Annotated in this window: 24 protein-coding genes; 7 read left to right on the top strand and 17 right to left on the bottom strand. The window is 67.5% G+C overall.

The window, feature by feature from the left end:
• Nucleotides 1-38: 38 nt before the first annotated feature.
• The 9 genes from C265_RS31640 to C265_RS17815 form a co-directional block, all read right to left on the bottom strand.
• On the bottom strand, nucleotides 39-512 hold the full coding sequence (locus C265_RS31640) for a hypothetical protein (protein WP_231881359.1): 474 nt from the start codon (nucleotides 510-512) through the stop codon (nucleotides 39-41).
• A 52-nt stretch (nucleotides 513-564) separates the two neighbouring features.
• A complete protein-coding gene (fabF, locus tag C265_RS17850; RefSeq protein ID WP_010814680.1) occupies nucleotides 565-1,797 on the bottom strand; it encodes a beta-ketoacyl-ACP synthase II in 1,233 nt (410 codons plus the stop codon).
• A gap of 190 nt (nucleotides 1,798-1,987) precedes the next feature.
• Complete coding sequence (gene acpP / locus C265_RS17845; RefSeq protein WP_008644813.1) at nucleotides 1,988-2,227, bottom strand: acyl carrier protein; 240 nt, start codon at nucleotides 2,225-2,227, stop codon at nucleotides 1,988-1,990.
• Nucleotides 2,228-2,397: 170 nt separating this feature from the next.
• Nucleotides 2,398-3,147, bottom strand: a complete 750-nt coding sequence (gene fabG / locus C265_RS17840) for a 3-oxoacyl-ACP reductase FabG (RefSeq protein WP_010814679.1) — start codon at nucleotides 3,145-3,147, stop codon at nucleotides 2,398-2,400.
• 16 nt (nucleotides 3,148-3,163) lie between these two features.
• Entirely contained in the window at nucleotides 3,164-4,093 is a 930-nt protein-coding gene (gene fabD / locus C265_RS17835) for an ACP S-malonyltransferase (RefSeq protein WP_010814678.1), read from the bottom strand.
• Between the two features lie 83 nt (nucleotides 4,094-4,176).
• Entirely contained in the window at nucleotides 4,177-5,157 is a 981-nt protein-coding gene (locus C265_RS17830) for a beta-ketoacyl-ACP synthase III (protein ID WP_010814677.1), read from the bottom strand.
• A gap of 52 nt (nucleotides 5,158-5,209) precedes the next feature.
• Nucleotides 5,210-6,289 carry a phosphate acyltransferase PlsX gene (gene plsX, locus C265_RS17825; protein ID WP_010814676.1) on the bottom strand — a complete coding sequence of 360 codons (1,080 nt, stop codon included), beginning with the start codon at nucleotides 6,287-6,289 and terminating at the stop codon, nucleotides 5,210-5,212.
• A 165-nt stretch (nucleotides 6,290-6,454) separates the two neighbouring features.
• Nucleotides 6,455-6,634 (bottom strand): 50S ribosomal protein L32, encoded by a 180-nt coding sequence (gene rpmF / locus C265_RS17820; RefSeq protein WP_010814675.1) that lies wholly within the window; start codon nucleotides 6,632-6,634, stop codon nucleotides 6,455-6,457.
• Nucleotides 6,635-6,753: 119 nt separating this feature from the next.
• Nucleotides 6,754-7,344, bottom strand: coding sequence for a DUF177 domain-containing protein (locus C265_RS17815; protein ID WP_010814674.1), 591 nt, complete (start codon nucleotides 7,342-7,344; stop codon nucleotides 6,754-6,756).
• 205 nt (nucleotides 7,345-7,549) lie between these two features.
• Here C265_RS17815 and C265_RS17810 point away from each other — a divergent pair, with 205 nt between their 5' ends.
• Nucleotides 7,550-8,149 (top strand): Maf-like protein, encoded by a 600-nt coding sequence (locus tag C265_RS17810; RefSeq protein ID WP_010814673.1) that lies wholly within the window; start codon nucleotides 7,550-7,552, stop codon nucleotides 8,147-8,149.
• A 16-nt stretch (nucleotides 8,150-8,165) separates the two neighbouring features.
• Nucleotides 8,166-8,897: an SAM-dependent methyltransferase gene (locus C265_RS17805; RefSeq protein ID WP_010814672.1), complete on the top strand. Its 732-nt coding sequence runs from the start codon at nucleotides 8,166-8,168 to the stop codon at nucleotides 8,895-8,897.
• A gap of 57 nt (nucleotides 8,898-8,954) precedes the next feature.
• On the opposite strand, the gene C265_RS17800 is transcribed toward C265_RS17805, so the two are convergent.
• The 4 genes from C265_RS17800 to C265_RS17785 all read right to left on the bottom strand — a co-directional run bounded on the left by C265_RS17800 (nucleotide 8,955) and on the right by C265_RS17785 (nucleotide 12,304).
• The gene (locus tag C265_RS17800; RefSeq protein ID WP_010814671.1) at nucleotides 8,955-10,139 is read right to left on the bottom strand and encodes a S49 family peptidase; all 1,185 of its coding nucleotides are present in this window, start codon (nucleotides 10,137-10,139) and stop codon (nucleotides 8,955-8,957) included.
• Nucleotides 10,140-10,218: 79 nt separating this feature from the next.
• Nucleotides 10,219-10,617: a Rieske 2Fe-2S domain-containing protein gene (locus C265_RS17795; protein WP_010814670.1), complete on the bottom strand. Its 399-nt coding sequence runs from the start codon at nucleotides 10,615-10,617 to the stop codon at nucleotides 10,219-10,221.
• Nucleotides 10,610-11,269 carry an HAD-IA family hydrolase gene (locus tag C265_RS17790; RefSeq protein ID WP_010814669.1) on the bottom strand — a complete coding sequence of 220 codons (660 nt, stop codon included), beginning with the start codon at nucleotides 11,267-11,269 and terminating at the stop codon, nucleotides 10,610-10,612. The genes C265_RS17795 and C265_RS17790 overlap by 8 nt, the downstream gene beginning before the upstream one ends.
• Nucleotides 11,270-11,299: 30 nt before the next feature.
• Nucleotides 11,300-12,304: an RluA family pseudouridine synthase gene (locus tag C265_RS17785; protein ID WP_010814668.1), complete on the bottom strand. Its 1,005-nt coding sequence runs from the start codon at nucleotides 12,302-12,304 to the stop codon at nucleotides 11,300-11,302.
• A 793-nt stretch (nucleotides 12,305-13,097) separates the two neighbouring features.
• Between C265_RS17785 and C265_RS17780 the strand changes: the two genes are divergently transcribed.
• From C265_RS17780 to C265_RS17760, 5 genes are all read left to right on the top strand, one after another.
• Complete coding sequence (locus tag C265_RS17780; RefSeq protein WP_010814667.1) at nucleotides 13,098-16,172, top strand: Rne/Rng family ribonuclease; 3,075 nt, start codon at nucleotides 13,098-13,100, stop codon at nucleotides 16,170-16,172.
• A gap of 220 nt (nucleotides 16,173-16,392) precedes the next feature.
• On the top strand, nucleotides 16,393-17,517 hold the full coding sequence (moaA, locus tag C265_RS17775) for a GTP 3',8-cyclase MoaA (protein ID WP_010814666.1): 1,125 nt from the start codon (nucleotides 16,393-16,395) through the stop codon (nucleotides 17,515-17,517).
• A 20-nt stretch (nucleotides 17,518-17,537) separates the two neighbouring features.
• The gene (gene mobA / locus C265_RS17770) at nucleotides 17,538-18,137 is read left to right on the top strand and encodes a molybdenum cofactor guanylyltransferase MobA (RefSeq protein ID WP_010814665.1); all 600 of its coding nucleotides are present in this window, start codon (nucleotides 17,538-17,540) and stop codon (nucleotides 18,135-18,137) included.
• Between the two features lie 6 nt (nucleotides 18,138-18,143).
• The gene (gene glp / locus C265_RS17765) at nucleotides 18,144-19,433 is read left to right on the top strand and encodes a gephyrin-like molybdotransferase Glp (RefSeq protein ID WP_010814664.1); all 1,290 of its coding nucleotides are present in this window, start codon (nucleotides 18,144-18,146) and stop codon (nucleotides 19,431-19,433) included.
• Between the two features lie 193 nt (nucleotides 19,434-19,626).
• Nucleotides 19,627-19,908, top strand: coding sequence for a hypothetical protein (locus C265_RS17760; protein WP_010814663.1), 282 nt, complete (start codon nucleotides 19,627-19,629; stop codon nucleotides 19,906-19,908).
• Between the two features lie 78 nt (nucleotides 19,909-19,986).
• Here the strand turns inward: C265_RS17760 and rmuC are convergent, their stop codons facing one another.
• The 4 genes from rmuC to C265_RS17740 form a co-directional block, all read right to left on the bottom strand.
• Nucleotides 19,987-21,474, bottom strand: coding sequence for a DNA recombination protein RmuC (gene rmuC, locus C265_RS17755; protein ID WP_010814662.1), 1,488 nt, complete (start codon nucleotides 21,472-21,474; stop codon nucleotides 19,987-19,989).
• 27 nt (nucleotides 21,475-21,501) lie between these two features.
• Entirely contained in the window at nucleotides 21,502-22,497 is a 996-nt protein-coding gene (locus tag C265_RS17750; protein ID WP_010814661.1) for a D-glycerate dehydrogenase, read from the bottom strand.
• Nucleotides 22,498-22,501: 4 nt separating this feature from the next.
• The gene (locus C265_RS17745) at nucleotides 22,502-23,926 is read right to left on the bottom strand and encodes a sodium:proton antiporter (RefSeq protein ID WP_010814660.1); all 1,425 of its coding nucleotides are present in this window, start codon (nucleotides 23,924-23,926) and stop codon (nucleotides 22,502-22,504) included.
• A 157-nt stretch (nucleotides 23,927-24,083) separates the two neighbouring features.
• Entirely contained in the window at nucleotides 24,084-24,770 is a 687-nt protein-coding gene (locus C265_RS17740; protein WP_010814659.1) for a lactate utilization protein C, read from the bottom strand.
• Nucleotides 24,771-24,816: the final 46 nt, after the last annotated feature.

The raw sequence follows: 24,816 nt of genomic DNA, 5'->3' as shown, positions 1-24,816 counted from the left end.
CCCGCCCGGTGAAGCAACGCGCATCCTGTGACCGCAAGCTAACAAAATCGTTCCCCTGCCGGCATCTCAGGTTGCACCCGCAGTGCAACTCTGGCGGCGCGTTGCAACCGCCGCGCCATCTCGGGCGAACCTGCCTGCCAGGGAAGAAAGATGGCGCCGGGCATCCCGGGCGCTCCGGGCGCCAGGCGCACGACAGCGGCGCCGCCGGCCTGCCAGCATTGCCTGACCACAGCCTCGTGCCGGGCATCACCCGGCCCTTGCAGGCGGATCCGCAATGGGCCGTTGCCGTCGGGCGCATGCAGCACTGCCGTGCAGCGCCAGCGCAGGCTGCACCACCACGCCGGCCAGGCACGCACCGTTGCCGCTGCGGCAAGCACGAGTGCCAGCGCCATGGCGGCATGCCCCCAATGGAAACCAGCCTGACTGCCGGCTATTACAGCGGCCAGCGTCCGCGCCAGCAGCGCGAGCGCCAGCATTTCGCCGGCACAAAACACGAACAGGGTCCACCACAACGGGTGGACCCTGCCCTGGCGCAGCCCGCGAAGGGCCCGCCTCAACCTCGGATCAGGCGCGGCGGAAAACAAGCGTGCCGTTGGTGCCGCCGAAACCGAAGTTGTTCTTCACCGCGACCTCGATCTTCATCTCGCGCGCCGTGTTGGCCACGTAGTCCAGGTCGCACTCGGGATCCTGGTTGTCGAGGTTGATCGTCGGCGGCGACACCTGGTTGTGCAGCGCCAGCACGGTGAAGACCGATTCCAGGCCGCCGGCACCGCCCAGCAGATGGCCGGTCATCGACTTGGTCGAGTTCACCACCATCTTGTAGGCCTGGTCCCCGAATGCGGCCTTGATCGCATCGGATTCGTTCTTGTCGCCCAGCGGTGTAGACGTGCCATGGGCGTTCAGGTAATGCACCTGGTCCGTATTGATGCCGGCGTCCTTGAGCGCATTGACCATGCAACGGCGCGGGCCGTCCATGTTCGGCGCGGTCATGTGGTAGGCGTCGCCGCTCATGCCAAAGCCGATCAGCTCGGCATAGATGCGCGCGCCGCGCGCCTTGGCCGACTCGTACTCCTCCAGCATCATCACCCCGGCGCCTTCGCCCAGCACGAAGCCGTCGCGGTCCTTGTCCCACGGACGCGAAGCGGCGGCCGGATCGTCATTGCGCGTCGACAGCGCACGCGCAGCGGCGAAACCGCCGATGCCCAGCGGCGACACGGTCGACTCGGCACCGCCCGCCAGCATGGCGTCGGCATCGCCGGCCTGGATCAGGCGGGCGGCCAGGCCAATGCTGTGCAGGCCGGTCGTGCAAGCCGTCACGGCAGCCAGGTTCGGGCCCTTGATACCGTGGATGATCGACAGGTGGCCGGCGATCATGTTGATGATCGAGCCAGGCACGAAGAACGGCGAAATCCGGCGCGGACCGCGCTCGGTCAGCACGGCGTGGGTCTCTTCGATCAACGGCAGGCCGCCGATGCCCGAGCCGACCAGCACGCCGATGCGCTCGGCATTGGCTTCGGTCACTTCCAGGCCGCTGTCCTTCAGCGCCTGCGTGCCGGCCGCAATGCCGAAATGGATGAAGGTATCCATCGCGCGGGCTTCCTTGGCCGGGATGTAGTCCTCGGCATTGAAACCCTTCACTTCACCGGCAAAGTGCACGGAAAGCGCGGAGTGATCGAATTTGGTGATGGTGGCGATGCCGGACTTGCCGGCAACCAGGTTGGCCCAGCCTTCGGCAACCGTGTTTCCGACCGGAGACACAAGGCCAAGCCCAGTGACGACGACGCGACGACGGCTCACTATGTTTTCCTACGGGTGCGTGAAACGGGAACGGAACGGAGATCAGCCCGCCGCCGGCCTTGCGGGCCGCGCGGCGAAGCACATTCCATTCTGCTTCTTCAAACAGACGAAAGCCACAGAAAACAGCAAGGCGCGGCCGCAACGGCCCGCCCACCTGCCTTCTGTGGCTCGGAATGCAGAGACGACGGGCTTAGGCCTTGACGTGCGCGGTGGCGTAGTCGATAGCCTGTTGCACGGTCGTGATCTTTTCGGCTTCCTCATCAGGAATTTCCATGCCGAATTCATCTTCCAACGCCATCACGAGTTCAACCGTGTCCAGCGAGTCCGCACCGAGATCGTTCACGAACGACGATTCGTTCTTGATATCTGCCTCGGCCACGCCAAGCTGTTCTGCCACGATTTTCTTGACGCGTTGTTCGATATTGTCCATGTAACCCTCCAGGGAAGTTCGACAAAAAGTGGGCGCATTTTAGCAGGTTTGAGGCGACAGAAATGCCGCCTGCCAAGCTTTGCAAGAATCGCGCCCGTTTGGTTCGGAAAACTACTACTTCAGGCGGCTTCTTCGGGCTTCTCCCCCGAAACCAGCCAGCCAAAACCCCATTAATTCATGTACATCCCGCCGTTCACATGCAGCGTAGTGCCGGTAATGTAAGCGGCATGCGGGCCAGCCAGGAAGGCCACCGCGTTGGCGATATCCTCCGGCTGGCCAAGGCGACCCAGCGGAATCTGCGTCTTGAGCGAAGCATGCTGCTCTTCGGACAGCGCCTTGGTCATGTCGGTGTCGATAAAGCCCGGCGCGACACAGTTCACGGTCACGTTGCGGCTGCCGATTTCCGCGGCCAGCGAGCGGGTCATGCCCGCCACGCCCGCCTTGGCAGCAGAGTAGTTCATCTGGCCGGGGTTGCCGACCGAGCCCACCACCGAAGTGATATTGATGATGCGGCCCTGGCGGGCCTTCATCATCGGGCGCAGCACCGCGCGCGACAGACGGAACACCGAAGTCAGGTTGGTCTGGATCACGGCCAGCCAGTCCTCGTCCTTCATGCGCATCGCCAGCTGGTCCTGCGTGATGCCGGCATTGTTGACCAGCACGCCGATGCCGCCGTGGGTCTTGACGATCTCGTCGATGAGCGCGTCGCAAGCGGCCGCGTCATTGACGTTGAGCACGGCGCCCTTGCCCTTCAGGCCGTCGGCGCCGAGGTAATCGGTGATGCCGGCCGCGCCGGCTTCGCTGGTGGCGGTGCCGATCACGGTGGCGCCCTGGCGGGCCAGTTCCAGCGCGATGGCGCGGCCGATGCCGCGCGAGGCGCCGGTGACCAGCGCAACCTGGTTGTCGAGAAGTTTGGTCATGCGGATGTCCTCTTGCTTACTTCAGCAGTGCCAGCGTGTCTTGCAGCGAGGCCGGATCGAAGATCGCACCGCCGGTCAGGTTGCCGTCGATGCGCTTGGTCATGCCGGCCAGCACCTTGCCAGGGCCGCATTCGATCACGTGCGTGACGCCTTCGGCGGCCATCTTCTGCACGCACTCGACCCAGCGCACCGGCGCGGCGGCCTGGCGCACCAGGGCGTCCTTGATCGCATCCGGATCATTGACGATGGCGACGTCGACGTTGTTCACCAGCGGGATCGACGGCGCCGAGAAAGCCAGGCCGGCCATGCGCTCGCGCAGGCGGTCCGAAGCGGGCTTGAGCAGCGACGAGTGGAACGGCGCCGACACCGGCAGCGGCAGCGCGCGCTTGGCGCCCTTGCCCTTGGCGATTTCGCAGGCCTTCTCGACCGCGGCCTTGTGCCCGGCAATCACCACCTGCGACGGCGCGTTGAAGTTCACGGCCTCGACCACGCCGGCGGCCGATGCCTCGGCGCAAGCGGCGCGCACGTCGTCATCGGACAGGCCCAGGATCGCGGCCATGGCACCCTCGCCCACCGGCACGGCTTCTTGCATGGCTTGCGCGCGGAAGCGCACCAGCGGTACCGCGTTGGCAAACGGGATCACGCCCGCGGCCACCAGCGCCGAGTACTCGCCCAGGCTGTGGCCGGCAACCAGCGCCGGTGCCGGACCACCGGCATCCAGCCAGGCACGGTAGACCGCCACTGCGGCGGTCAGCATCACCGGCTGCGTGTTGGTGGTCAGGTTCAGCTCTTCGGCGGGGCCTTCGGCGATCAGGCGGCCGAGATCCTGGCCGAGCGCGGCCGAGGCCTCTTCCACGGTGGCGCGCACCACGGCGTTATCGGCGAAGGCATTGAGCATGCCGACCGACTGCGAACCCTGGCCGGGAAATACGAAAGCGAATTTCATCGGATTGGAACCCTAACAAGAAACGGGTGGCCGGCGCCGCGGCATGCCCCGCATGCGCGGCATGCCATGGCGCCGGCCGCGAATCACATGCGCAGCAGCACCGCGCCCCAGGTGAAGCCGCCACCCACGCCTTCCATCAGCACGGTCTGGCCCGCGCGGATGCGGCCGTCGCGCACCGCGACGTCCAGCGCCAGCGGGATCGACGCGGCCGAGGTGTTGCCGTGCTCATGCACGGTGGCGACCATGCGCTCCGCCGGCAGGCCCAGCTTCTTTGCCGTGCCCTGCATGATGCGGATATTGGCCTGGTGCGGAATCAGCCAGTCGATCTGGCCCGGCGTCACGCTGGCAGCCTCCATGGCTTCGCGCGCGACCTTGTCCAGCACGTTCACGGCCAGCTTGAACACAGCCTGGCCGTCCATGTGCAGGAACGGGTTGCCGGTGATGTTGCCGCCGGCGACGTTGCCCGGCACGCACAGGATATCGACATGCCTGCCGTCCGAGTGCATCGCGGTGGACAGGATCCCCGGCTCCTCGGACGCCGACAGCAGCACGGCGCCGGCACCGTCGCCGAACAGCACGCAGGTGGTGCGGTCGTTGAAGTCCAGGATGCGCGAGAACACCTCGGTGCCGATCACCAGCACGTTGCGGTGCGAGCCGCTGCGGATGAACTTGTCGGCGGTGGCCAGCGCGTACACGAAGCCCGAGCACACCGCCTGCAGGTCGAACGCCGGGCAGTGGTTGGTGATGCCCAGCTTTTCCTGCACGATGCAGGCCGTGCTGGGGAACACGAAGTCCGGCGTCGAGGTGGCGACGATGATCAGGTCGATGCTCTGGCGGTCGATGCCGGCGGCTTCGATGGCCTGCTCGGCAGCCTTGACCGCAAGATCGCTGCTGGTCACATCCGGCTCGGCCCAGTGGCGTGCCGAAATGCCGCTGCGCGAGACGATCCAGTCGTCGCTGGTCTCGATGCCCTTTTCGGCAAGCTGCGTGGCCAGGTCATGGTTGGTCACGCGCCGCGGAGGCAGGTAGCTCCCGGTACCGATGATTTTTGCGTACTTGGTCATGTATTGTCGGATCGTATGGCCCGCAGGCACCCTCGACCGGCGCGCGTGGCGCTCAGGCGACGTGGGGGCTGGGATGCGCGCCAGGCACCTCTGTCTCCGGGGCGGGCTGTGCAGCGCCTGCGGCGCTGGATTTATCGGCAAAAGCCCGGGTGATGCGGGCGATCACGCCATTCTTGGCGGCATCATACCCGCGTTTGATGGCCCACTCAAAAGAATGGGCATCGGCCGAGCCGTGGCTCTTGATCACCAGCCCGCGCAACCCAAGCAGCGAGGCGCCGTTGTAGCGCGCCGGGTCGAGCCGCCTGGCCAGGCGCGACAGCACCGGCATGGCGACCGCGGCCAGCAGCTTGGTGAACCACGAGCGGGTGAATTCTTCCTTGATCATACTGCCGATCATCTTGGCCAGGCCCTCGGTGCTCTTGAGCGCCACGTTGCCGACGAAGCCGTCGCAGACCACGATGTCGGTAGTGCCCTTGAAGATGTCGTTGCCTTCCACGTTGCCGTAGAAGTTCAGCTCCGAGGCGCGCAGCAGTTCACCCGCACGCTTGACCACCTCATTGCCCTTGATGACTTCCTCGCCGATGTTCAGCAGGCCCACCGTGGGGTGTTCCTTGTGGTCGACCACGGCCACCATGGCTTCGGCCATGCGCGCGAACTGCAGCAGGTGCTCGGGCTCGCAGTCGGCATTGGCGCCCAGGTCCAGCACGGTGGTGCCCCAGCCTTGCTCGTTCGGGATGGTGGTGGCGATGGCCGGCCGCTCGATGCCTTCGAGCGTCTTGAGCACATAGCGCGACACCGCCATCAGCGCGCCGGTATTGCCGGCGGAGATGCAGGCACCGGCCAGGCCTTCCTTGACCTGCGTGACGGCGACGCGCATCGAGGAATCCCTCTTCTTGCGCAGCGCCACCTCGACCGGGTCATCCATGGTGATGACCTCGGTGGCCTCGACGATGGTCACGCGCGGATGGTCCAGCGCGTGCAGCTTCTTCAGCTGCGTCCGGATGGCGTCGGGCAAGCCGACCAGCACCATCTCGGCGTCGTCGTGGCGGGAAAGAAAACTGATCGCCGCAGGCACCGTCACGGAGACTCCGTGATCGCCGCCCATGCAGTCGATAGCGATTTTGATCGTCATTGTTCCTGGTACGGATAGCGCGGCGGCGCACGCCACGCCCGGCGGGAAATCCGAGCGCCCAACAAAAAAGCGGCAACGATCTTGCCGCTTTTTTGTCTCTGACCTTTTAGTGTCCGACCTACAGGCATGCGCGAGCGAGACGCAACGTCACGCCGAACGAAGCTATCAGTCGTTCTTGGTCTTGATGACCTTGCGGCCACGGTAGTAGCCGTTCGGGCTGACGTGGTGGCGCAGGTGGGTTTCGCCGGTGGTCGGCTCAACTGCCAGCGGCGCTGCCGACAGGTGATCGTGCGAACGGTGCATGCCGCGCTTGGACGGCGACTTCTTGTTCTGTTGAACAGCCATGATGACTCCTTCGAGAATTTTTCAATATTAACACACGCATCCCGCCCAAGGCGTAGCCGGGGCCCGGCCGGATGCTTCAGATTCACCTGCAAGACCTTGCGCACCGCCTGCCGGCGGCATCAATGCTTGGTCTTCAGGCCGGCCAGCGCCGCAAAGGGCGAAGGCCGCTTTTCTTCCTCAGGCTCAGCCTCTGGCTGCGCCTCGCCGTCCGAACCGGTCACGAGGCTTTCGTGCACCGTCGGGCAGACGTCATGCTTGGGGGCCACCGGCAACGCCAGCAGCACTTCATCTTCAATCAGGTCCAGCAGCGAGAAACGCTTCGAGCCGGCGATCACGTCGACTTCGTCGTCGTCCATCGGCGCGGCGTCGGCCGCTTCCTCGCTTTCCACCACCTCGAAACGCGTTGCCGTATCGATCGGCTCGGCATAGGGGGCCAGGCAGCGCTGGCAATCCAGCCAGATCCGGCCCTGCACGGTCACGTCGAGAAACAGCCGCCGCGCCACCGCGGCGCCCGGCTCGGCCGCCTCTTCACGCATGAAGCCAGTGACCGTATAGGCAAACGTCTCATCGGGTGCCGAGGCTGGCGCTTGCGCGGCGGTCTCGGCTAAGATGCGCGGCAAATCCCGCACCGCCACGTCGCCGGCCAGGCTTTCACCCTTCCGGCACAAGGCGAAGAGATCAAGCGCGCGCAGGTCAATCGGCTGGGTCATGTGCGTGCTCCGGTCGCTATACAATGACTGGTTCGCCACATTCCACGCCTGCCGGACTACGGGCCGCGCACATTGGCGGCACTGCGCCCGGGTGCGGATGCGGCTAAACGCGCGATTGTACGACGTAAACCGCGTCGAGGTCAAAGGTCTTGCAACGCGGGCCGCACCTTTTACTGTTTCGCTTCCTGTTCCGATTCCATTACTTATGTCCACAGACCCCCGCCCCAGCCTGATCCTTGGCTCCGGCTCGTCCTACCGCCGCGAACTGCTGGAGCGCCTGCGCATCCCGTTCGAGGTGGCCGTGCCCGACATCGACGAAACCCCGCTTGCCGGCGAAGCGCCCGAAGCCACCGCGCTGCGCCTGTCGCAGCGCAAGGCCGAAGCCATTGCCGCGCGCCATCCGGGCGTGCTGGTGATCGGCTCGGACCAGGTGCTGACCCTGGACGGCGAACAGATGGGCAAGCCCGGCACGCACGAGAAGGCCGTGGCGCAGCTGCGCCGCATGCGCGGGCGCACCGCCACCTTCCACTCGGCGCTGTGCCTGCTGGACGCACGCACCGGCACCGTGCAGCTGGCCGACGTGCAGACCCGCGTGACCATGCGCGACCTGACCGATGCTGAAATCGAGACCTACCTGCAGCTGGAGCGCCCCTACGACGTGGCCGGCAGCGCCAAGTCCGAAGGCCTGGGCATCGCGCTGCTGGAACGCGTCGAGTCGGACGACCCGACCGCACTGGTCGGCCTGCCGCTGATCGCACTGACCGGCATGCTGCGCCAGGCTGGCTACCCTCTTCTTTCCGCATGATCCGCACGAGCCCACGATGAGCGGCACTCTCTACCTGATCCCCAACACCCTCGGCAAACGCGATGAAGCCGACCCGCTGGCCGACGTGATCCCGGCCGGCGTGCAGCAGATCGCGGCCAACCTCGATTACCTCGTCGCCGAGAACGCCAAGACCGCGCGCGCCTTCCTGAAGAAGCTGGGCGAGACCACGCCGCTGGCACGCCCGATCCAGCAGATCGATATCCGCGAGCTGAACGTCAACACGCGCGCCGACGCCCTGGCCGCACTGCTAGCCCCGCTCGAAGCCGGCCGCGACGGCGGCCTGCTGTCCGAGGCCGGCGTGCCGGCGGTGGCCGACCCCGGCGCCGACCTGGTGCGGCTGGCCCATGCGCGCCGCATCCGCGTGCGGCCGCTGGTCGGGCCCAGCTCGATCCTGCTGGCGGTGATGGGCTCGGGCCTGAACGGCCAGAGCTTTGCCTTCAACGGCTATCTGCCGGTCGATGCCGGCGAGCGCGCGCAGCGCCTGCGTGAGCTGGAACAGCGCTCGCGCAAGTCCAGCCAGACCCAGGTGTTCATCGAAACGCCCTACCGCAATGCGGCGCTGCTGGAAGCCATGCGCCAGCACTGCGCCGGCACCACGCTGCTGTCCGTGGCCGTGGACCTGACCCTGCCGGGCGAGACCATCGTCACGCTGCCGCTGTCGGACTGGCGTCCCGAGCGGATCGACCTGCACAAGCGCCCGGCGATTTTCTCGCTGCTGGCCATGTAAGAAACGGCAAAGGGGGCGCAAACGCCCCCTTTGCCGTTGCCGCCGCGCCATCCAGGCTCAGTGCATGCCCTGCATGCGGTTGCTCCACAGCATGGTCTTCATCGCCGCCGAGCCCACCGCCGCGCCAAAGCGCTTGGCCACGCGCTCGGCGATGTTCTCCTTGACGGTGTAGTCGACGATGTCCTCGGCCTTGAGCACATCGCGCGCGACATAGTCGGCACTGCCCAGCCCGTCGGCCAGGCCCAGCTCCACGGCGCGCTCGCCCGACCAGAACAGGCCGGAGAACAGTTCCGGATCATCCTTGAGCCGGTCGCCGCGCCCTTCCTTGACCACGTCGATGAACTGCTGGTGGATCTGCTTGAGCATGGCCTCGGCAAAGGCCTTCTGCTTGGGCACCTGCGGCGAGAACGGGTCCAGCATGCCCTTGTTGGCGCCCGAGGTGTACAGCCGGCGCTCCACGCCCAGCTTGTCCATCAGCCCGGTAAAGCCAAAACCGTCCATCAGCACGCCGATCGAACCCACGATGCTGGCCTTGTCGACATAGATCTTGTCGGCCGCCGCGGCCACGTAATAGCCGCCCGAGGCACAGATCTCTTCCACCACCACATAGAACGGCTTGGACGGATAAAGCGTGCGCAGCCGCTGGATCTCGTCGTTGATGATGCCCGCCTGCACCGGCGAGCCACCCGGAGAATTGATCTTCAGGATCACGCCGGCGGCATTGCCGTCAGCGAACGCCGCCTGCAACGAGGCATTGATCGATTCCGCGCTGGCCGGGGTGCCGGCGGCGATTTCGCCCTCCAGCGTGACCATGGCCGTATGGCGGCCCGAGGTGCTGATGGCGCCATCGCCCTTGAAGTCGAACAGCGTGACCAGGATCAGCGCCAGCAAAGCCAGTCCGACAAAGCGGAAGAAGATGCGCCAGCGCCGTGCCGCGCGCTGCTCGCGCAGCGATGCGGTCAGCACTTTTTCCAGCAGATCGCGCTCCCAGCCGGCGCCGCCGCCAACCGGGGGCCCCGCCGTGGCTCCAGCCATGCGCGCCTTGCGCTCGCGCGCTTCACGCCTTGCGGCGTCGTCGCCGGCGCGCAATTCGTCTTCCAGCGGGTAGTCGGCGCGCGGGGCGGTGACCAGGCGCTCGGACTCCGCCTGGGGCGCCCCTTCGCCCGGCGCACCGTCGCCGGCTGGCTTGTGCTCGTCCGGCTGACCCGATTCACCCGATGGCGGCTTCTGTTGTTCTGTCATGCAAATCGCTCGTGGAAACGCCTGGAACCCCAGGCCTGGAAATACAACGGCCGGCCTGACTGCCGGCCCTGCCCGTCATTCAGGCACCGCCCATGCGCGCAGCAATCCGGTATGGCGCTTCCGGTAGCCAGTAGACCTGGCCGTCGCGCTCCTCGATGCGCAGCTTGGCCAGCGATGCGCCGCGGCAGGGACCGCCGACGCACTCGCCGCTGTCCGGCGCATAAACCGCGCCATGTGTGGCGCACATCAAGTATAGGCCCGAGGCATCGAAGAACCGGCCTTCCTGCCAGTCCAGTTCCATCGGCACATGGGCGCACTGGTTCAGGTAGCCGTGCGCGGCGCCGTCGAAACGCACCACGAAGGCGCCGATCTCGCGCTGGTCCAGCGCCACCGAGAAGCGCACGCCCAGGCCGCCTTCCTCCAGGTCCTCGGCGGCACACAGCCGCACCGGCGCCTGGCCGGTCGCTGCCTCAGGCATGGGCCAGCAGCCAGTCGGTCAGGTCGGGGATGGAAGTCGCGCAATGCACCGGCGCCATCCCGCGCAGCGAATCTGCGGGATGTGCGCCATAGCACACACCAATCCCCTTGGCGCCGGCATTGGCCGCCATCTGCAGGTCATGGGTGGTGTCGCCGACCATCACCGTGCGCTCCACGTCCTGGCCCAGTTCGCGGGTCAGTTCGTGCAGCATGGCCGGGTGCGGCTTGGAGAAGGTCTCGTCGGCACAGCGCGTGGCGTCGAACAGGCGGGTCAGACCGCTCGCGGCCAGCGCGCGCTGCAGGCCGACGCGGGTCTTGCCGGTGGCCACGCCAAGAAAATAATGTTCGCCGCGCAGGGCCTCCAGCATTTCGCGCACGCCGTCGAACAGCACCAGGTCGGCGTCGCGAGCGAGGAAGTGGTAGCGGTAGCGTTCGGCCAGGCGCGGGTAGTCGGCGGGGTCCAGCGTCGGCACCGCGTAAGACAGCGCATCCTTCAGGCCCAGCCCGATCACGTGGCTGGCGGCGCTGTCATCCGGCACCGGCAGGCCCAGGTCGCGGCTGGCGAGCTGGATGCACTTCGCGATGGTCGGGGTCGAGTCCATCAACGTCCCGTCCCAGTCGAAAACGATCAGGTCAAATTGTTGCCTGGCCATGGAAATCCTTGTGGCGTTTGATGCACTACCCTACTCCGGGGCATGCAGTTCACGCAATTGTTGCAGGAATCCGACGCACTCGTCGGGCAGCGGCGCTTCCACCGCCAGCGGCTCGCCCGTGGCCGGGTGGATAAACACCAGCCGGTGGGCATGCAGGAACATGCGCTTGAGGCCCGGCCTGGCGCCGGAACGCGCCAGTGCCTTGTTCAGCGAGAAGTCACCATATTTTTCGTCGCCGACGATCGGGAAACCCGAGTGGGCCAGGTGGACGCGGATCTGGTGGGTACGGCCGGTCTTCAGCTCGGCCTCCAGCAGGGTGAAGCCCTGGAAGGCCTCGACCCGGTTGAACACGGTGTGCGAGGCCAGCCCGTCGGCCTGCACCCGCACCCGGCGCTCGCCGTCCGGCGTGCTGTACTTATATAGCGGCAGCTTCACGTGCTGGCGCGCGTTCGGGAATTCGCCGGCCACGCAGGCGAAATAGCGCTTGTCCATCGCGCTGCCGCGAATCTGCTCGTGCAGGTGGACCAGCGCCGAGCGCTTCTTGGCCAGCACCAGGATGCCGGAGGTCTCGCGGTCGAGCCGGTGCACCAGCTCCAGGAACTTGGCCTCGGGCCGCGACCGGCGCAATTGCTCGATCACGCCGAAGGCCACGCCCGAGCCGCCGTGCACGGCCACGCCGGCCGGCTTGTTGATCACCAGCAGCTGGGCGTCCTCAAACAGCACCGGGAACTCCCCCGCCGGCACATGCTGGGCATTGTCCGATTGCGCCGAATTCGCCACCCGCATTGGCGGAATGCGCACTACATCACCCGACTGCAGACGATAAGTGGCATCGATCCGCCCCTTATTGACGCGAACTTCCCCCGAACGCAGCACCCGGTAGATATGGCTCTTGGGCACGCCCTTGGCCACCTTCAGCAGGAAGTTGTCAATGCGCTGACCTTCCGAGCCTTCGTCAATCGTGACATACGCCACCTGTGGGCTGGCCGGCGCAGCTTCGGCAGCCTTTTCAATTTGATGGCGTAACTCATTCATTTTCAATATAATTTCCTCGCTGTCCCGGCTTGTGGCCGGCAGCGCAAGACCTGTGTAAGCGATTAATCTTCGAGTTTTCCTGGATTTTTCGCATTCTACACTTGGGGTTGCCGCCAACCCCGCCCGTCTCCCGCAACTTTGCGTTCCGCCAAGCGCCAGACGGGCAAATGGCAGTAAAAAGCAGCACGCACGGTGCCGCCGGCATGCAGGAAGTCGCCCAAAGGAGGCTTCGGCGAGGCAGGCGGTGACGTGGGAACTGAGTGTTCAGGTAAAACAGAATTTAAAGGCGGATGCCACTGCCGGCATCCGCTTCGGTGAGAGAAGTCCTGCCCGCACCGGGAAACGGTGCCGGCCGGCAGGTTAGCCTGCCGCCTGACTGGAAATACCGGCGCCCGGTCGCAGAATTCCAAGAAGTAGTAGGTGCGCCCGCCAGGAGTAGTCAGGCAGCAACGGCAACCATGCCGTGTCCGAAAAATTTGCTCTTTGACGCGTCTAGGCCTTCCGCGGCCGGCCGCGATGCCGCCGGCGCCGGTTGCGCCGGCGTTCAGCATCGCCTCCGGTACGGGAACGCGCCGGATGTCTGCGCAAGAGCAGCCTCCGGTGTTCTCTCCTGCCCCGCGGACGTTACCCCGACGTCATCGCTCTCTTTCACCCGCGCCCAGCCGCTCGCCTATCCCGCGCAGCGGCGCTTTCCGGCAATTCTCGCGCCTCGCTCGCTCCCTCGCGTGCTCCATGGATCGCCGCGGACACCGCCCAGACGGTGCCACCCGCGACACTGGAGTGAGGTATTGCGATGAAACGCATGCTGTTCAACGCGACGCAACAGGAGGAATTGCGCGTCGCCATCGTCGACGGTCAGAAACTGATCGATATCGACATCGAGACTGCCGGGCGCGAACAGCGCAAGGGCAACATCTACAAGGGTGTCATCACCCGCATCGAACCCTCGCTGGAAGCCTGCTTTGTCAACTACGGCGAAGAGCGCCACGGCTTCCTGCCGTTCAAGGAAGTAGCCCGCGCCTTCTTCAAGGAAGGCATCGACGTGCGCAACGCGCGCATCCAGGATGCCCTGCATGAAGGCCAGGAACTGATCGTCCAGGTCGAGAAGGAAGAACGCGGCAACAAGGGCGCGGCCCTGACCACCTTCATCTCGCTGGCCGGCCGCTACCTGGTGCTGATGCCCAACAACCCGCGCGGCGGCGGCGTGTCGCGCCGCATCGAGGGCGAGGACCGCCAGGAACTGCGCGAGACCATGGCGCAGCTGACCGTGCCGGAAGGCATGAGCATCATCGCCCGGACTGCCGGCATCGGCCGCTCGGCCGAGGAACTGCAGTGGGACCTGAACTACCTGCTGCAGCTGTGGAAGGCCATCGACGGCGCCGCCGGCGACAACAAGGCCCCGCTGCTGATCTACCTGGAATCGAGCCTGGTCATCCGCGCCATCCGCGACTACTTCCAGCCGGATATCGGCGAGATCCTGATCGACACCGACGAGATCTACGAACAGGCCCGCGCCTTCATGAGCGTGGTGATGCCTGACAACATGAACCGCGTGAAGAAGTACCGGGACGACGTGCCGCTCTTCTCGCGTTTCCAGATCGAGCACCAGATCGAGTCGGCCTACTCGCGCATGGTGATGCTGCCCTCGGGCGGCGCCATCGTGATCGACCACACCGAGGCGCTGGTCTCCGTGGACGTGAACTCGGCCCGCGCCACCAAGGGCGCCGACATCGAGGAAACCGCGCTGCGCACCAACCTCGAGGCCGCCGACGAGATCGCGCGCCAGCTGCGCCTGCGCGACCTGGGCGGCCTGATCGTGATCGACTTCATCGACATGGAGTCGGGCAAGGCCCAGAAGGACGTGGAAACGCGCCTGAAGGACGCGCTGCGCCACGACCGCGCGCGCGTGCAGATGGGCAAGATCAGCCGCTTCGGCCTGATGGAGCTGTCGCGCCAGCGCCTGCGGCCGTCGCTGTCGGAGGGCTCGCACATCACTTGCCCGCGCTGCAACGGCACCGGCCATATCCGCGATACGGAATCGTCCGCCCTGCAGGTGCTGCGCATCATCCAGGAAGAGGCGATGAAGGAAAACACCGCCGCCATCCACTGCCAGGTGCCGGTGGAAGTGGCCGCCTTCCTGCTGAACGAGAAGCGCCAGGAAATCAACCTGATCGAGCTGCGCTTCAAGGTCAATGTGCTGCTGATCCCCAACAAGCACCTGGAAACGCCGCATTACAAGCTGGAGCGCCTGCGCCACGACGACCCGCGCCTGGAAGAAAGCACCGCCAGCTACCGCATGGCCGAGGCCGCCGCCAAGGAACTGGAAGCCGACACCAGCTACAGCAGCCGCCGCAAGGAAGAAGCCAAGCCGCGCCAGGAAGCCGCGGTCAAGGGCATCACCCCGGAACAACCGGCCCCGGTGTCGGTGCCGCGCCCCGAGCGCGCACCCAAGCCGGAAGCCCCGGTCGCCCCGCCCGTGCCGGCCACCCAGCCGGTGGTCAGCGGCGGTTTTATCGCCTGGCTGAAGGGCTTGTTCGGTGCCCGTCCGGCAACCCCGCCGGTGGTGGAACCGGCCAAGCCGGCGGTTGCCACTGAGGCCCGCAGCGCCGAAGGCCGGCGCGAGCGCGGCCAGCGCGGCGAAGGCCGTGGCCTGCGTGGTGAGCGTGGCGACCGCGCCGAGCGTGGTGAGCGCGCGGAGCGTGGCGAGCGCCAGGGCCGCGGCCAGCGCGGCGACCGTGCCGAGCGCGCGGAACGTGGTGAACGCCAGGGTGCCGAGCGCGGCGAGCAACGCGAGGGCCGTGGCGAACGCCAGGGCCGCCAGCCGCGCCAGCAAGGTGAAGGCCAGGCCACCCCGGCCCTGGCACGCCAGGGCGAGGCGGTGCAAGCCGAGCGCGCCCAGGGCGAGCGCGTCGAGGGCCGTCAGGAAGGCCGCCGCGACCGCAACCAGGAACGCCGCGAGCGCCAGCGTGAACGCCAGCGCGAACGCAGCGAACTGCGCGAAGCCGAAGCCGGTGAAGCACCGCGGCCGGAAGCCGTCGCCGCCGCCCAGGCTCTGGGCGTGCTGCCGCAGGCCGTGACCGAAGAGACGCAAGCCGTCCGCGCCGAGTTGCCGGAAGGTGCCGAAAGCACCGCCGAGACCGCTGAGGGCGAAGAGCGCCGCCGCCGCAACCGCCGTGGCCGCAACCGCTATCGCCGCGAGCGCGACGAGTCGGTGCAAGTTGCCCAGGGCGAAGGCGACGAAGAGGCCGCCGCTGCTGAAGCCGTTGCCCCGGTACGTGCAGAAGCCCCCGTGCCGGCCGAGCCCGCACCGCAAGCTGCCGTGGCCGTGGCCGCTGCGGCCGAGGCCGTCGAAGCGATCCGCATCGCCGTGCCGGAAGATGTGACGCCCGCGCCGGTCGCCGAGGCAGCCCCGGTGACCGCGCCGGTTGCCGAGCCCGCGCCCCAGCAAGCTGCGCCGGTAGCCGTTGCCGTCACGGAAGCCCTTGCCGCCGAAGCGATCGTCGAGACCACCGCAAGCGTGGCCGTCGAAGCGGCTCCGGTGGTGGCGGCACCTGCCGCTGCACCGGTCGCCGCCCCTGTCGCCGAAGCCGCACCGGCCGAAGTGTTCGCCCCGGCAGCCCCGGTCGTTGCTGCAGCGCCGGCCACCCCGGCAGCGCTGGAAAACCTGGAATCGATGCTGGCCACCGCCGGCCTTCAATGGGTCCATACCGACAGCGACAAGCTGCGTTCGGCCCAGGAAGCCGCCGCCCGCATCGCGCCCGCCCCGCGCGTGCAGCGCGAGCGCAAGGCGCTGCCGCCACTGCCCCACGGTCCGATGATCCTGGTGGAAACCGGTGGCCGCGAAGTGGAGATGGCATCGCAGCAGTAAGCGTTGCCGCTGCACCGCAGCCAAAGCAAGAAGGGGACGGCCACGCCGTCCCCTTTTTTCATGGGCAGCCGGCCGGATGAATCCCCGCCATCTCCGGGGGATGCGGGTGCCCCGCCCCCGCCTCGGCTAGAATGGCAGCAGAAGGCATCCGGCCCTCGAGCGCCCCTGATTTGGCCACGCCGCCAGGCCGCTCCCCGGACGCCGTGCCCACCCACAGGCCATGACCGAATCCGTCATTCCGATTTTCGACCTGCGCGACCATCGCTACCGCTCGATGACGCCCAGCATTCCCGGCAAGCTGGCTGCCCCCACCGGCCTGGTGGCCGACACCCGCGGCCGGCCGCTGCATGACCTGCGCATCTCGGTGACGGACCGCTGCAACTTCCGCTGCGTCTACTGCATGCCGAAGGAAGTCTTCGACAAGGACTACACCTTCCTGCCGCACTCCGAGCTGCTGAGCTTTGAGGAGATCGAGCGCACCGCGCGCCTGTTCGTCGCCCACGGCGTCGAGAAAATCCGCCTGACCGGCGGCGAGCCGCTGCTGCGCAAGAATATCGAGCACCTGGTGGAGATGCTGGCGAAGATCGAGACGGTCTCGGGCAAGCCGCTGGACCTGACGCTCACCACCAACGCCTCGCTGCTGGCGCGCAAGGCGCGCGCGCTGCGCGACGCGGGACTGACGCGGGTCAGCGTCAGCCTGGACGCGATCGACGACGCCACCTTCCGCCGCATGAACGACGTGGACTTCGCCGTCGCCGACGTGCTGCACGGCATCGAGACCGCGCAGGCCGTGGGGCTGGCGCCGATCAAGGTCAACATGGTGGTCAAGCGCGGCACCAATGACCAGGAAATCGTGCCGATGGCGCGCCACTTCCGCAATAGCGGCATCATCCTGCGCTTTATCGAGTTCATGGACGTGGGCGCCAGCAACCACTGGCAGATGGATGAAGTGCTGCCGTCCGCCGAGGTGGTGAAGCGCATCGATGCGGAATTCCCGCTCGAACCGGTGCAGGCCAACTACTCCGGCGAAACCGCCGAGCGCTGGCGCTACCGCGACGGCAGCGGCGAGGTCGGCGTGATCTCCAGCGTCACCCACGCCTTCTGCGGCGACTGCAGCCGCATCCGGCTGTCCACCGAAGGCCGGCTCTACCTGTGCCTGTTCGCCACCGAGGGCTTCGACCTGCGCGCGCTGCTGCGCGGCGGCTACAGCGACCTGGAAATCTCCAATGCGATTGCGCAGGTGTGGCAGGGCCGCACCGACAATTATTCCGAGCAGCGCAGCGACCCGACGGTGCGCGCCAGGCGTGCCGAGCGCAAGATCGAGATGTCCTATATCGGCGGCTGACCCCGCCGCACACACAATCCATGATTGCACGCGACGACATCACCGGCCTGATCCTCGCAGGCGGCAGGGGCAGCCGCATGGGCGGCACCGACAAGGGCCTGCAGCCGCTGCACGGCACACCGATGGCCATGCACACGATGATGCGGCTTACCCCCCAGGTGGGCGGGCTGATGATCAATGCCAACCGCAACCTGGCTGCCTATGAGTCGTTCGGCGTGCCGGTCTACACCGATACCGTGCCCGACTTCGCCGGTCCGCTGGCGGGGATGCTGGCCGGCCTGGAGCAATGCGCCACGCCGTGGATGGTGACCGCCCCTTGCGATTCGCCGTTCCTGCCGACCGACCTGGTGGCGCGCCTGGCGCAGGCGATCGAGGCCGAAGGCGCGGACCTGGCGATCCCCGTCACGCTGGACGAAGACGGCCGACGCCAGACCCAACCTGTGTTCTGCCTGATGCCGGTCAGTGCGCTCGACAGCCTGGTGGCTTATCTTTCCGGCGGCGGCCGCAAGATCGAGACCTGGGCCGCCTCGCACCGCCTGGCCGAAGTGCTGTTCGACGACGCCGCGGCCTTTGCCAATATCAACACCCTGGACGAACTGCGCACGCACGAAACGCGCTGAGCCACCATGCCCACCCTGCAATCCGTCATCTCCTGCCTTTCCGACTACGACCCCACCGCCCTGCCGGTGGACCAAGCCAACCGCATCATCGGCGAGGTAGTCGAGCCGGTGCGCGGCGTCGAGCAGTTGCCGATCCGCAGCGCCCTGGACCGCGTGCTGGCCGAGGACATCGTCTCGCCCATCGACGTGCCGGCGCATGACAACGCGGCGATGGACGGCTATGCCTTCCAGGGTGCCGCGCTGGCTGCCGCGCAGACCGCCACGGTCGAGCTGGAAGTCATCGGCAGCGCCTTCGCCGGCGGCGCCCGCGCGCTGGCGCCCACGGCGGCGCAGGCGGTGCGCATCATGACCGGCGCGGTGATGCCGGCCGGCTGCGACACCGTGGTGCCGCAGGAGTTCGTGGAAGCCGTGGACGACGGCGCGCGCATCCGCTTTGCCGCCGACTGCGTGCGCACCGGCGACAACCGGCGCCTGCGCGGCGAAGATCTGGCGCGCGGCCAGGCCGCGCTGCAGGCCGGACGCATCCTCCAGCCGGCCGACCTGGGCCTGCTGGCTTCGCTGGGCGTGGCCGAGGTGCGCGTGCGCCGGCGCCTGCGCGTGGCGTTCTTCTCCACCGGAGACGAGCTGCGCTCGATCGGCGAGCCGCTCGATCCCGGCTGCGTCTACGACTCCAACCGCTACACGCTGTACGGCATGCTGCGCCGGATGAACGTCGACCTGCTCGACATGGGCGTGGTGCGCGACGACCCCGAGGCGCTCGAAGCCGCCTTCCGCACCGCCTGCGAGACCGCCGACGCGGTCATCACCTCCGGCGGCGTCTCGGTCGGCGAGGCCGACTACACCAAGCAGATCATGGCGCGCCTGGGCGATGTCACGTTCTGGAAGATCGCGATGCGCCCGGGCCGGCCGATGGCCTTCGGCCGCATCAATTCCAACGGCCGCGACGCGCTCCTGTTCGGCCTGCCGGGCAACCCGGTGGCGGTGATGGTCACCTTCTACCACTTCGTGCGCGCCGCGCTGCAGCGGCTGATGGGCGCCAGCGTGGCACCGCTGCCGCTGCTGCGCGTGCGCAGCGCGCAAGCCATCCGCAAGAAGCCCGGCCGCACCGAGTACCAGCGCGGCATCCTGGCGCGCGCCGGCGACGGCCAGTGGGAAGTGCGCATCACCGGCCAGCAGGGCTCGGGCGTGCTGCGCTCGATGAGCGAGGCCAACTGCTTTATCGTGCTCGGTCATGAACAGGACTCGGTCAAGGCCGGCGATGCGGTCGAGGTGATGCTGTTCGACGGACTGGTCTAGCCGGACCGGCAGGCGCTACACGCAAGCGCTTGCCACACGCCGGAGCAATGTGTCGTTTTTGTGCCGCACATTTGCGGCCATAGCACAGCCGGCACGGGGCTTTCGCCTGCCCCCGCCGCCGACGGGCTATGCTTGGCATCGGCCAATCGCTACACTTGGCGCACGATTCAGAACCATTCGAGTATCCCCCGTCATGAATCAGGAGATCGCCTACCTCCACCCCGTCAAGACCGCCCGCGCGCTGGTGCTGGTCTACTTGTGCTTCTCGCTGCCGATCGTGTCGCTGGGCCTGTTTGTCACCTTCGTCCGCTACGGTGACCTGCCCGCCATCACGGTCTTCAGCGCAATCATCCTGAATGCGCTGATCGGCTTTGGCCTGCTGTGGCTGGCCTGCAAGGCCTACAACTGGGTGGCCGCCCGCTTCGGCGGCATTGAAGTCCACGTGCGCGAACTGGCGCCCGAAGACGAGCGCTGAGCAGCGCGCCGGCGCCCAGGCCGGCAGCAATCCGCAAGCCCCCGCGGGGGCTTGCCCTGACCCTTCCCTGCCGCGCGTTCAGCCGCCGTTGTCTTCGGCGGCCTCCGGCGCGTCCGCCGCTGCTGCCGCATTGAGGCCAAGCACCTGCTGCGCGGCCTCGCCCGGCAGCGCTTCCACCGTGCGCAGCTTGCGCGCCATCTGGCGCGTGCGCACTTCGGCCTGCTCGATATTGCGCGCGGCGCGCTCCAGCGTATCGCGGGTCTTGGCCAGCACGTCGCCGAACTTGCCGAACTCGGTCTTGACCGCGCCCAGCACCTCCCACACCTCGCTTGAGCGCTTTTCCAGCGCCAGCGTGCGGAAACCCATCTGCAGGCTGTTCAGCAACGCGGTCAGCGTGGTCGGCCCGGCCACGGTCACACGGTAGTCGCGCTGCATCAGGTCGGTCAGGCCCGGGCGCCGCAGCACCTCGGCGTACAACCCCTCGGTCGGCAGGAACAGGATGGCGAAATCCGTGGTCTGGGGCGGCGACAGGTATTTCTCGGCAATGGTCTGGGCCTCGCGCCGCAGCGCCACTTCCAGTTCGCGGCCAAAAGCGAGCACGCCATCCGGGTCGCCCCGCTCCTGCGCGTCCACCAGGCGCTCGTACTGTTCCTTGGGAAACTTGGCGTCGACCGGCAGCCAGACCGGCGCATTGTCGCCACCCGCGGCCTTGCCCGGCAGCCGGATCGCGAACTCCACCCGCGCGCCCGAGTTGCGCACGGTCTCGACATTCTTGCCGTACTGCTCCGGCGTCAGCATCTGCTCCAGCAGCATTTCCAGCTGGACTTCGCCCCAGGTGCCACGCGACTTCACATTGGTCAGCACCTTTTTCAGGTCGCCCACGCCCTGCGCCAGCACCTGCATCTCGCCCAGCCCCCGGTGCACCTGCTCGAGCCGGTCCGACACCAGCCGGAAGGACTCGCCCAGGCGCTGCTCCAGCGTGGCATGCAGCTTCTCGTCGACAGTGCGGCGCATTTCCTCCAGCTTGGCGGCGTTGTTGGCCTCGATGTCCTGCAGCTTCTTCTCCAGCGTGGCGCGCACTTCGGCCAGGCGCCGCTCGTTGGCTTCGGACATCTGCGCCAGCTGCTGCTGCAGCCCGTCGCCGAAGCGGCGCAGCGTGCCGGCCTGCTCGTCGCGCGCCTGCTGGCCCTGCAGCATCAGGTGCTGGCGCACCTGCTCGAGCTGCTGGGTGTTGGTCTCGGTCAGCTTGGCCAGTTGCTGCGCGAAGGTGTCGATCTGGTTGTTCTGCAGCGTGGCGATGCCCGTCAGCTGCGACGACAGCGCCTGCTGGAAGCGCAGCATCTGCTGGGCCGACTCGTCGCGGCTGCCGCGCGCGGCGTCGGCCACGTCGGTGCGCAACTCCCGCTCCAGCCGCTCCATGCCGCGCGCGCTTTCCGCGCGCATGTCGGCCAGTTGCCGGCCAAGCTCGGCCCCCGGCGAGGCAGCCTGCTGGCGCAGCAGGACGATGACCAGCAGGACGACCGCGAGCAGCGCCACGGCCAGCGTCAGGAACGGAATCAGGGTCATGCAGCAGGAAACAGGTAAATGGCAGGCTTAGCGGCGCCGCGACATGACGTCGGGGTTGATCACGGTGGGTGGATGGCCGGCCTGCGGGCCCTGGTCGAGCGCGGCGATCAGGTTGTCGGCGGCCAGCATCGCCATCGCACGGCGGGTCTTCTCGGAGGCGCTGGCGATATGCGGCGTGAGCACGACGTTGGGCACCGTCAGCAGGTCCGGATTGACGCTGGGCTCGCCCTCGAACACATCCAGGCCGGCGCCGAAGATGCGCTTGTCGCGCAGCGCCTGCGCCAGCGCGGCATCGTCGACGATGCCGCCGCGCGCCAGGTTCACCAGCGTCGCGGTCGGCTTCATCAGCGCCAGCTCGGCCGCGCCGATGGCGTGGTGGCTCTGCGGGCCATAGGGCAGCACCAGCAGCAGGTGGTCGGACTGGCGCAGCAGGTCTTCCTTGCTGACATAGCGCGCGCTCAGCGCGCGCTCGGTGTCCGCCGGCAGCTGGCTGCGGTTGTGGTACAGCACGCTCATGCCAAACCCGCTCGCGCGGCGCGCCAGCGCCTGCCCGATGCGGCCCATGCCGAGGATGCCGAGCGTGCTGCCGTACAGGTCCATGCCTACCAGCATGTCATAGCTCCAGCGCTGCCACTTGCCGGCGCGCAGGTAGTGCTCGGCCTCGGTCACGCGGCGCGCGGTAGCCATCAGCAGGGCCCAGCCGAAGTCGGCGGTGGTCTCGGTCAGCACGTCCGGCGTATTGGTGGCGACAATGCCGGCGGCCGTCAGCGCCGGCACGTCCAGGTTGTTGTAGCCGACCGCCATGTTGCACACCGCGCGCAGCGCCGGCAGCCCGGCGACCACGTCGCCGTCGATGCGGTCGGCGGCGTTGGCCAGCACGCCGGCCTTGCCCGCCAGGCGCGCCTTCAGTGCGGCGGCATCCAGCACCGCGTCCTGCTGGTTGTCGTCGACATCGAAGTACTGCGCCAGGTGCGCGATGACTTCGGGATAGATGGCGCGGGTGACAAGGACAGACGGCTTCATGGCATCAAACGTGGAAGAAGAGGAAGGTCATGATGACAAACAGCGGCACCAGGAAGGTGCCCGAGTACAGCATGTAGCCGAAGAAGCTCGGCATGCGCACGCCGCGGTTCTCGGCAATGGCCTTGACCATCAGGTTGGGGGCATTGCCGATATAGGTATTGGCGCCCATGAACACGGCCCCGGCCGAGATCGCGGCCAGCGTCGAGGCATCGCGCGTCATCAGCGTGGCCGCGTCGCCACCGGCGGTGTTGAAGAACACCAGGTAGGTCGGCGCGTTGTCCAGGAACGAGGACAGCAGGCCGGTGGCCCAGAAGTACATGCCGTCGACCGGCTGGCCGTTGCTGTCGCTGACCGCGCGGATCACCCCGGAGAAAGCGCCGTCGGTGCCGGCCTTGAGCATGGCAATGACCGGGATGATGGTGAGGAAGATGCCGGCAAAGAGCTTGCCGACTTCCAGGATCGGCTCCCAGTTGAATTCATTGCCGGCACGCGCCGCTTGCGGCGTCACCAGCAGCGACACCACCGCCACCACCACCAGCAGCGCATCGCGCACCGCGGCCTGCAGCGGCACCTCGGTGCCCAGGACGTCGAATGCGATGCCCGGCTGCCACAGCCCGCTCATCAGCACCAGGCCGATCACGGCCAGCAGCAGCACGAAGTTGAACTTGCCCTCGATGGCGATGCCGCCCGAGTCCGGCGTGGGGTCGCTGCGCGGTGGCAGCTCCTCTTCCTTGTTCTGGTAGTAGTGACGGTCGACCAGGTAGAACAGCACCAGCAGCACCACGCAGATAAAGACCGTCTCCGGGAAGATGTTGCGCATGGTCCAGAAGAAGTCCACGCCTTTCAGGAAGCCCAGGAACAGCGGCGGATCGCCCAGCGGCGTCAGCGAGCCACCGGCATTGGCCACCAGGAAGATAAAGAACACCACCACGTGCGCCACGTGGCGGCGGTTGTCATTGGCGCGCAGCAGCGGCCGGATCAGCAGCATGGCCGCGCCGGTGGTGCCCATGAAGCTGGCCAGCAGCGTGCCCAGCGCCAGGATGCCGGTATTGAGCCCGGGCGTGCCGTGCAGGTTGCCGCGCACGCAGATGCCGCCGGCCACGATATACAGCGAGGCGATCAGAACGATGAACGGGATGTACTCGGCCAGCAGCGCGTGCCCCGCGCTGGCCGCGGCCGCATGCGTGCCGAACGCTGCCGCGAACGGCAGCAGGAACAGCAGCCCCCAGCCCGCGGCGATCTTGCCGTAGTGGTGGTGCCAGAACTTGGGCGCAACCAGCGGCCACACCGCGATCGACAGCAGGATGCCGGCGAACGGCAGCCCCCACAGCGGGGACAGCGACGCCCCGTCAAGGTCCGCGGCATGGCCGGCGGCGGGAAATGCGGCCAGCACGGCCAGCAGCGGCAACAGCACGGAGGCACGTCGCATCAGGCAGGATCTCCTCGGGAATGCAGCATTCATTGGCGCACCGCCGGCACGAAGCCGCGGCACGCAGGCAAGCCTGCAAGTGTAATTCAAGCACCTCTTGCCCCGGGGCTTCCGGCATGGGTGGTGCATCGCATTCCGTGCGGCAAAAGCCGCGGGTTCAGGCCTCGTCGACCAGGATCACATGCACGCGGTACGGGCCATGGGCGCCGAGCACGATGGTCTGCTCGATATCGCCCGTGCGCGAAGGCCCGCTGATGATATTGGTGGCGCGCGGCAGTTCGCCGCGCTCGCTGCGCACCAGCGCAAAGGCGTCTTCCAGGCCGGCGACGATGCGCGAGCGCGGCACTACCGCCACGTGGGTCTCGGGCAGCAGCGCGGCCGAGGCAAAGGTGGCCGGGCCCGACAGCAGCATCAGCGAGCCGGTCTCGGCAATCGCGCAGAAGCAGCCAGTGATGCCGACCAGGTCGCCATGATCGTGGTCGGCCTCGACCTCGCGCACCGGCGGGCGGCATTCCACCGCCAGCCCCGCGGCCTGCCACGGCAGCGGGCCCAGCGCGTCCCACGCCACGGCACGGTGGACCAGGTTCAGGTTGTCCAGAAAGCGCACGGTGGCGGCGGGCACCTCGTCCATCCTCGCCACGCGGTCGACGGTCGAGGCCATGCGCTGGGCCTGCGCCAGGAAGGCCTCGGCCAGGTCGACGGCCACCGCCGGGCGCGGGCCCTGCGGGTGACGCGCCAGGTAGTCGGCCACGGCCTCGCGCTCGCCCGCGCTCGGCCGGGTCGGCCTGCCCTGGGCAGCACGGATGCGGGCAAAGATGCGGTCGCGGGCGTCGTTGGTTTCCATAAGGCCTGGCTGGAGAAGCGCAAAGCGCGGCGAACGCGCGATGCGC

The organism is Cupriavidus sp. GA3-3, from assembly GCF_000389805.1.
Taxonomy (GTDB): domain Bacteria; phylum Pseudomonadota; class Gammaproteobacteria; order Burkholderiales; family Burkholderiaceae; genus Cupriavidus; species Cupriavidus necator_D.
The sequence above is the reverse complement of the archived record's forward strand: the minus strand, read 5'-3'. Positions and strand labels throughout refer to the sequence as shown.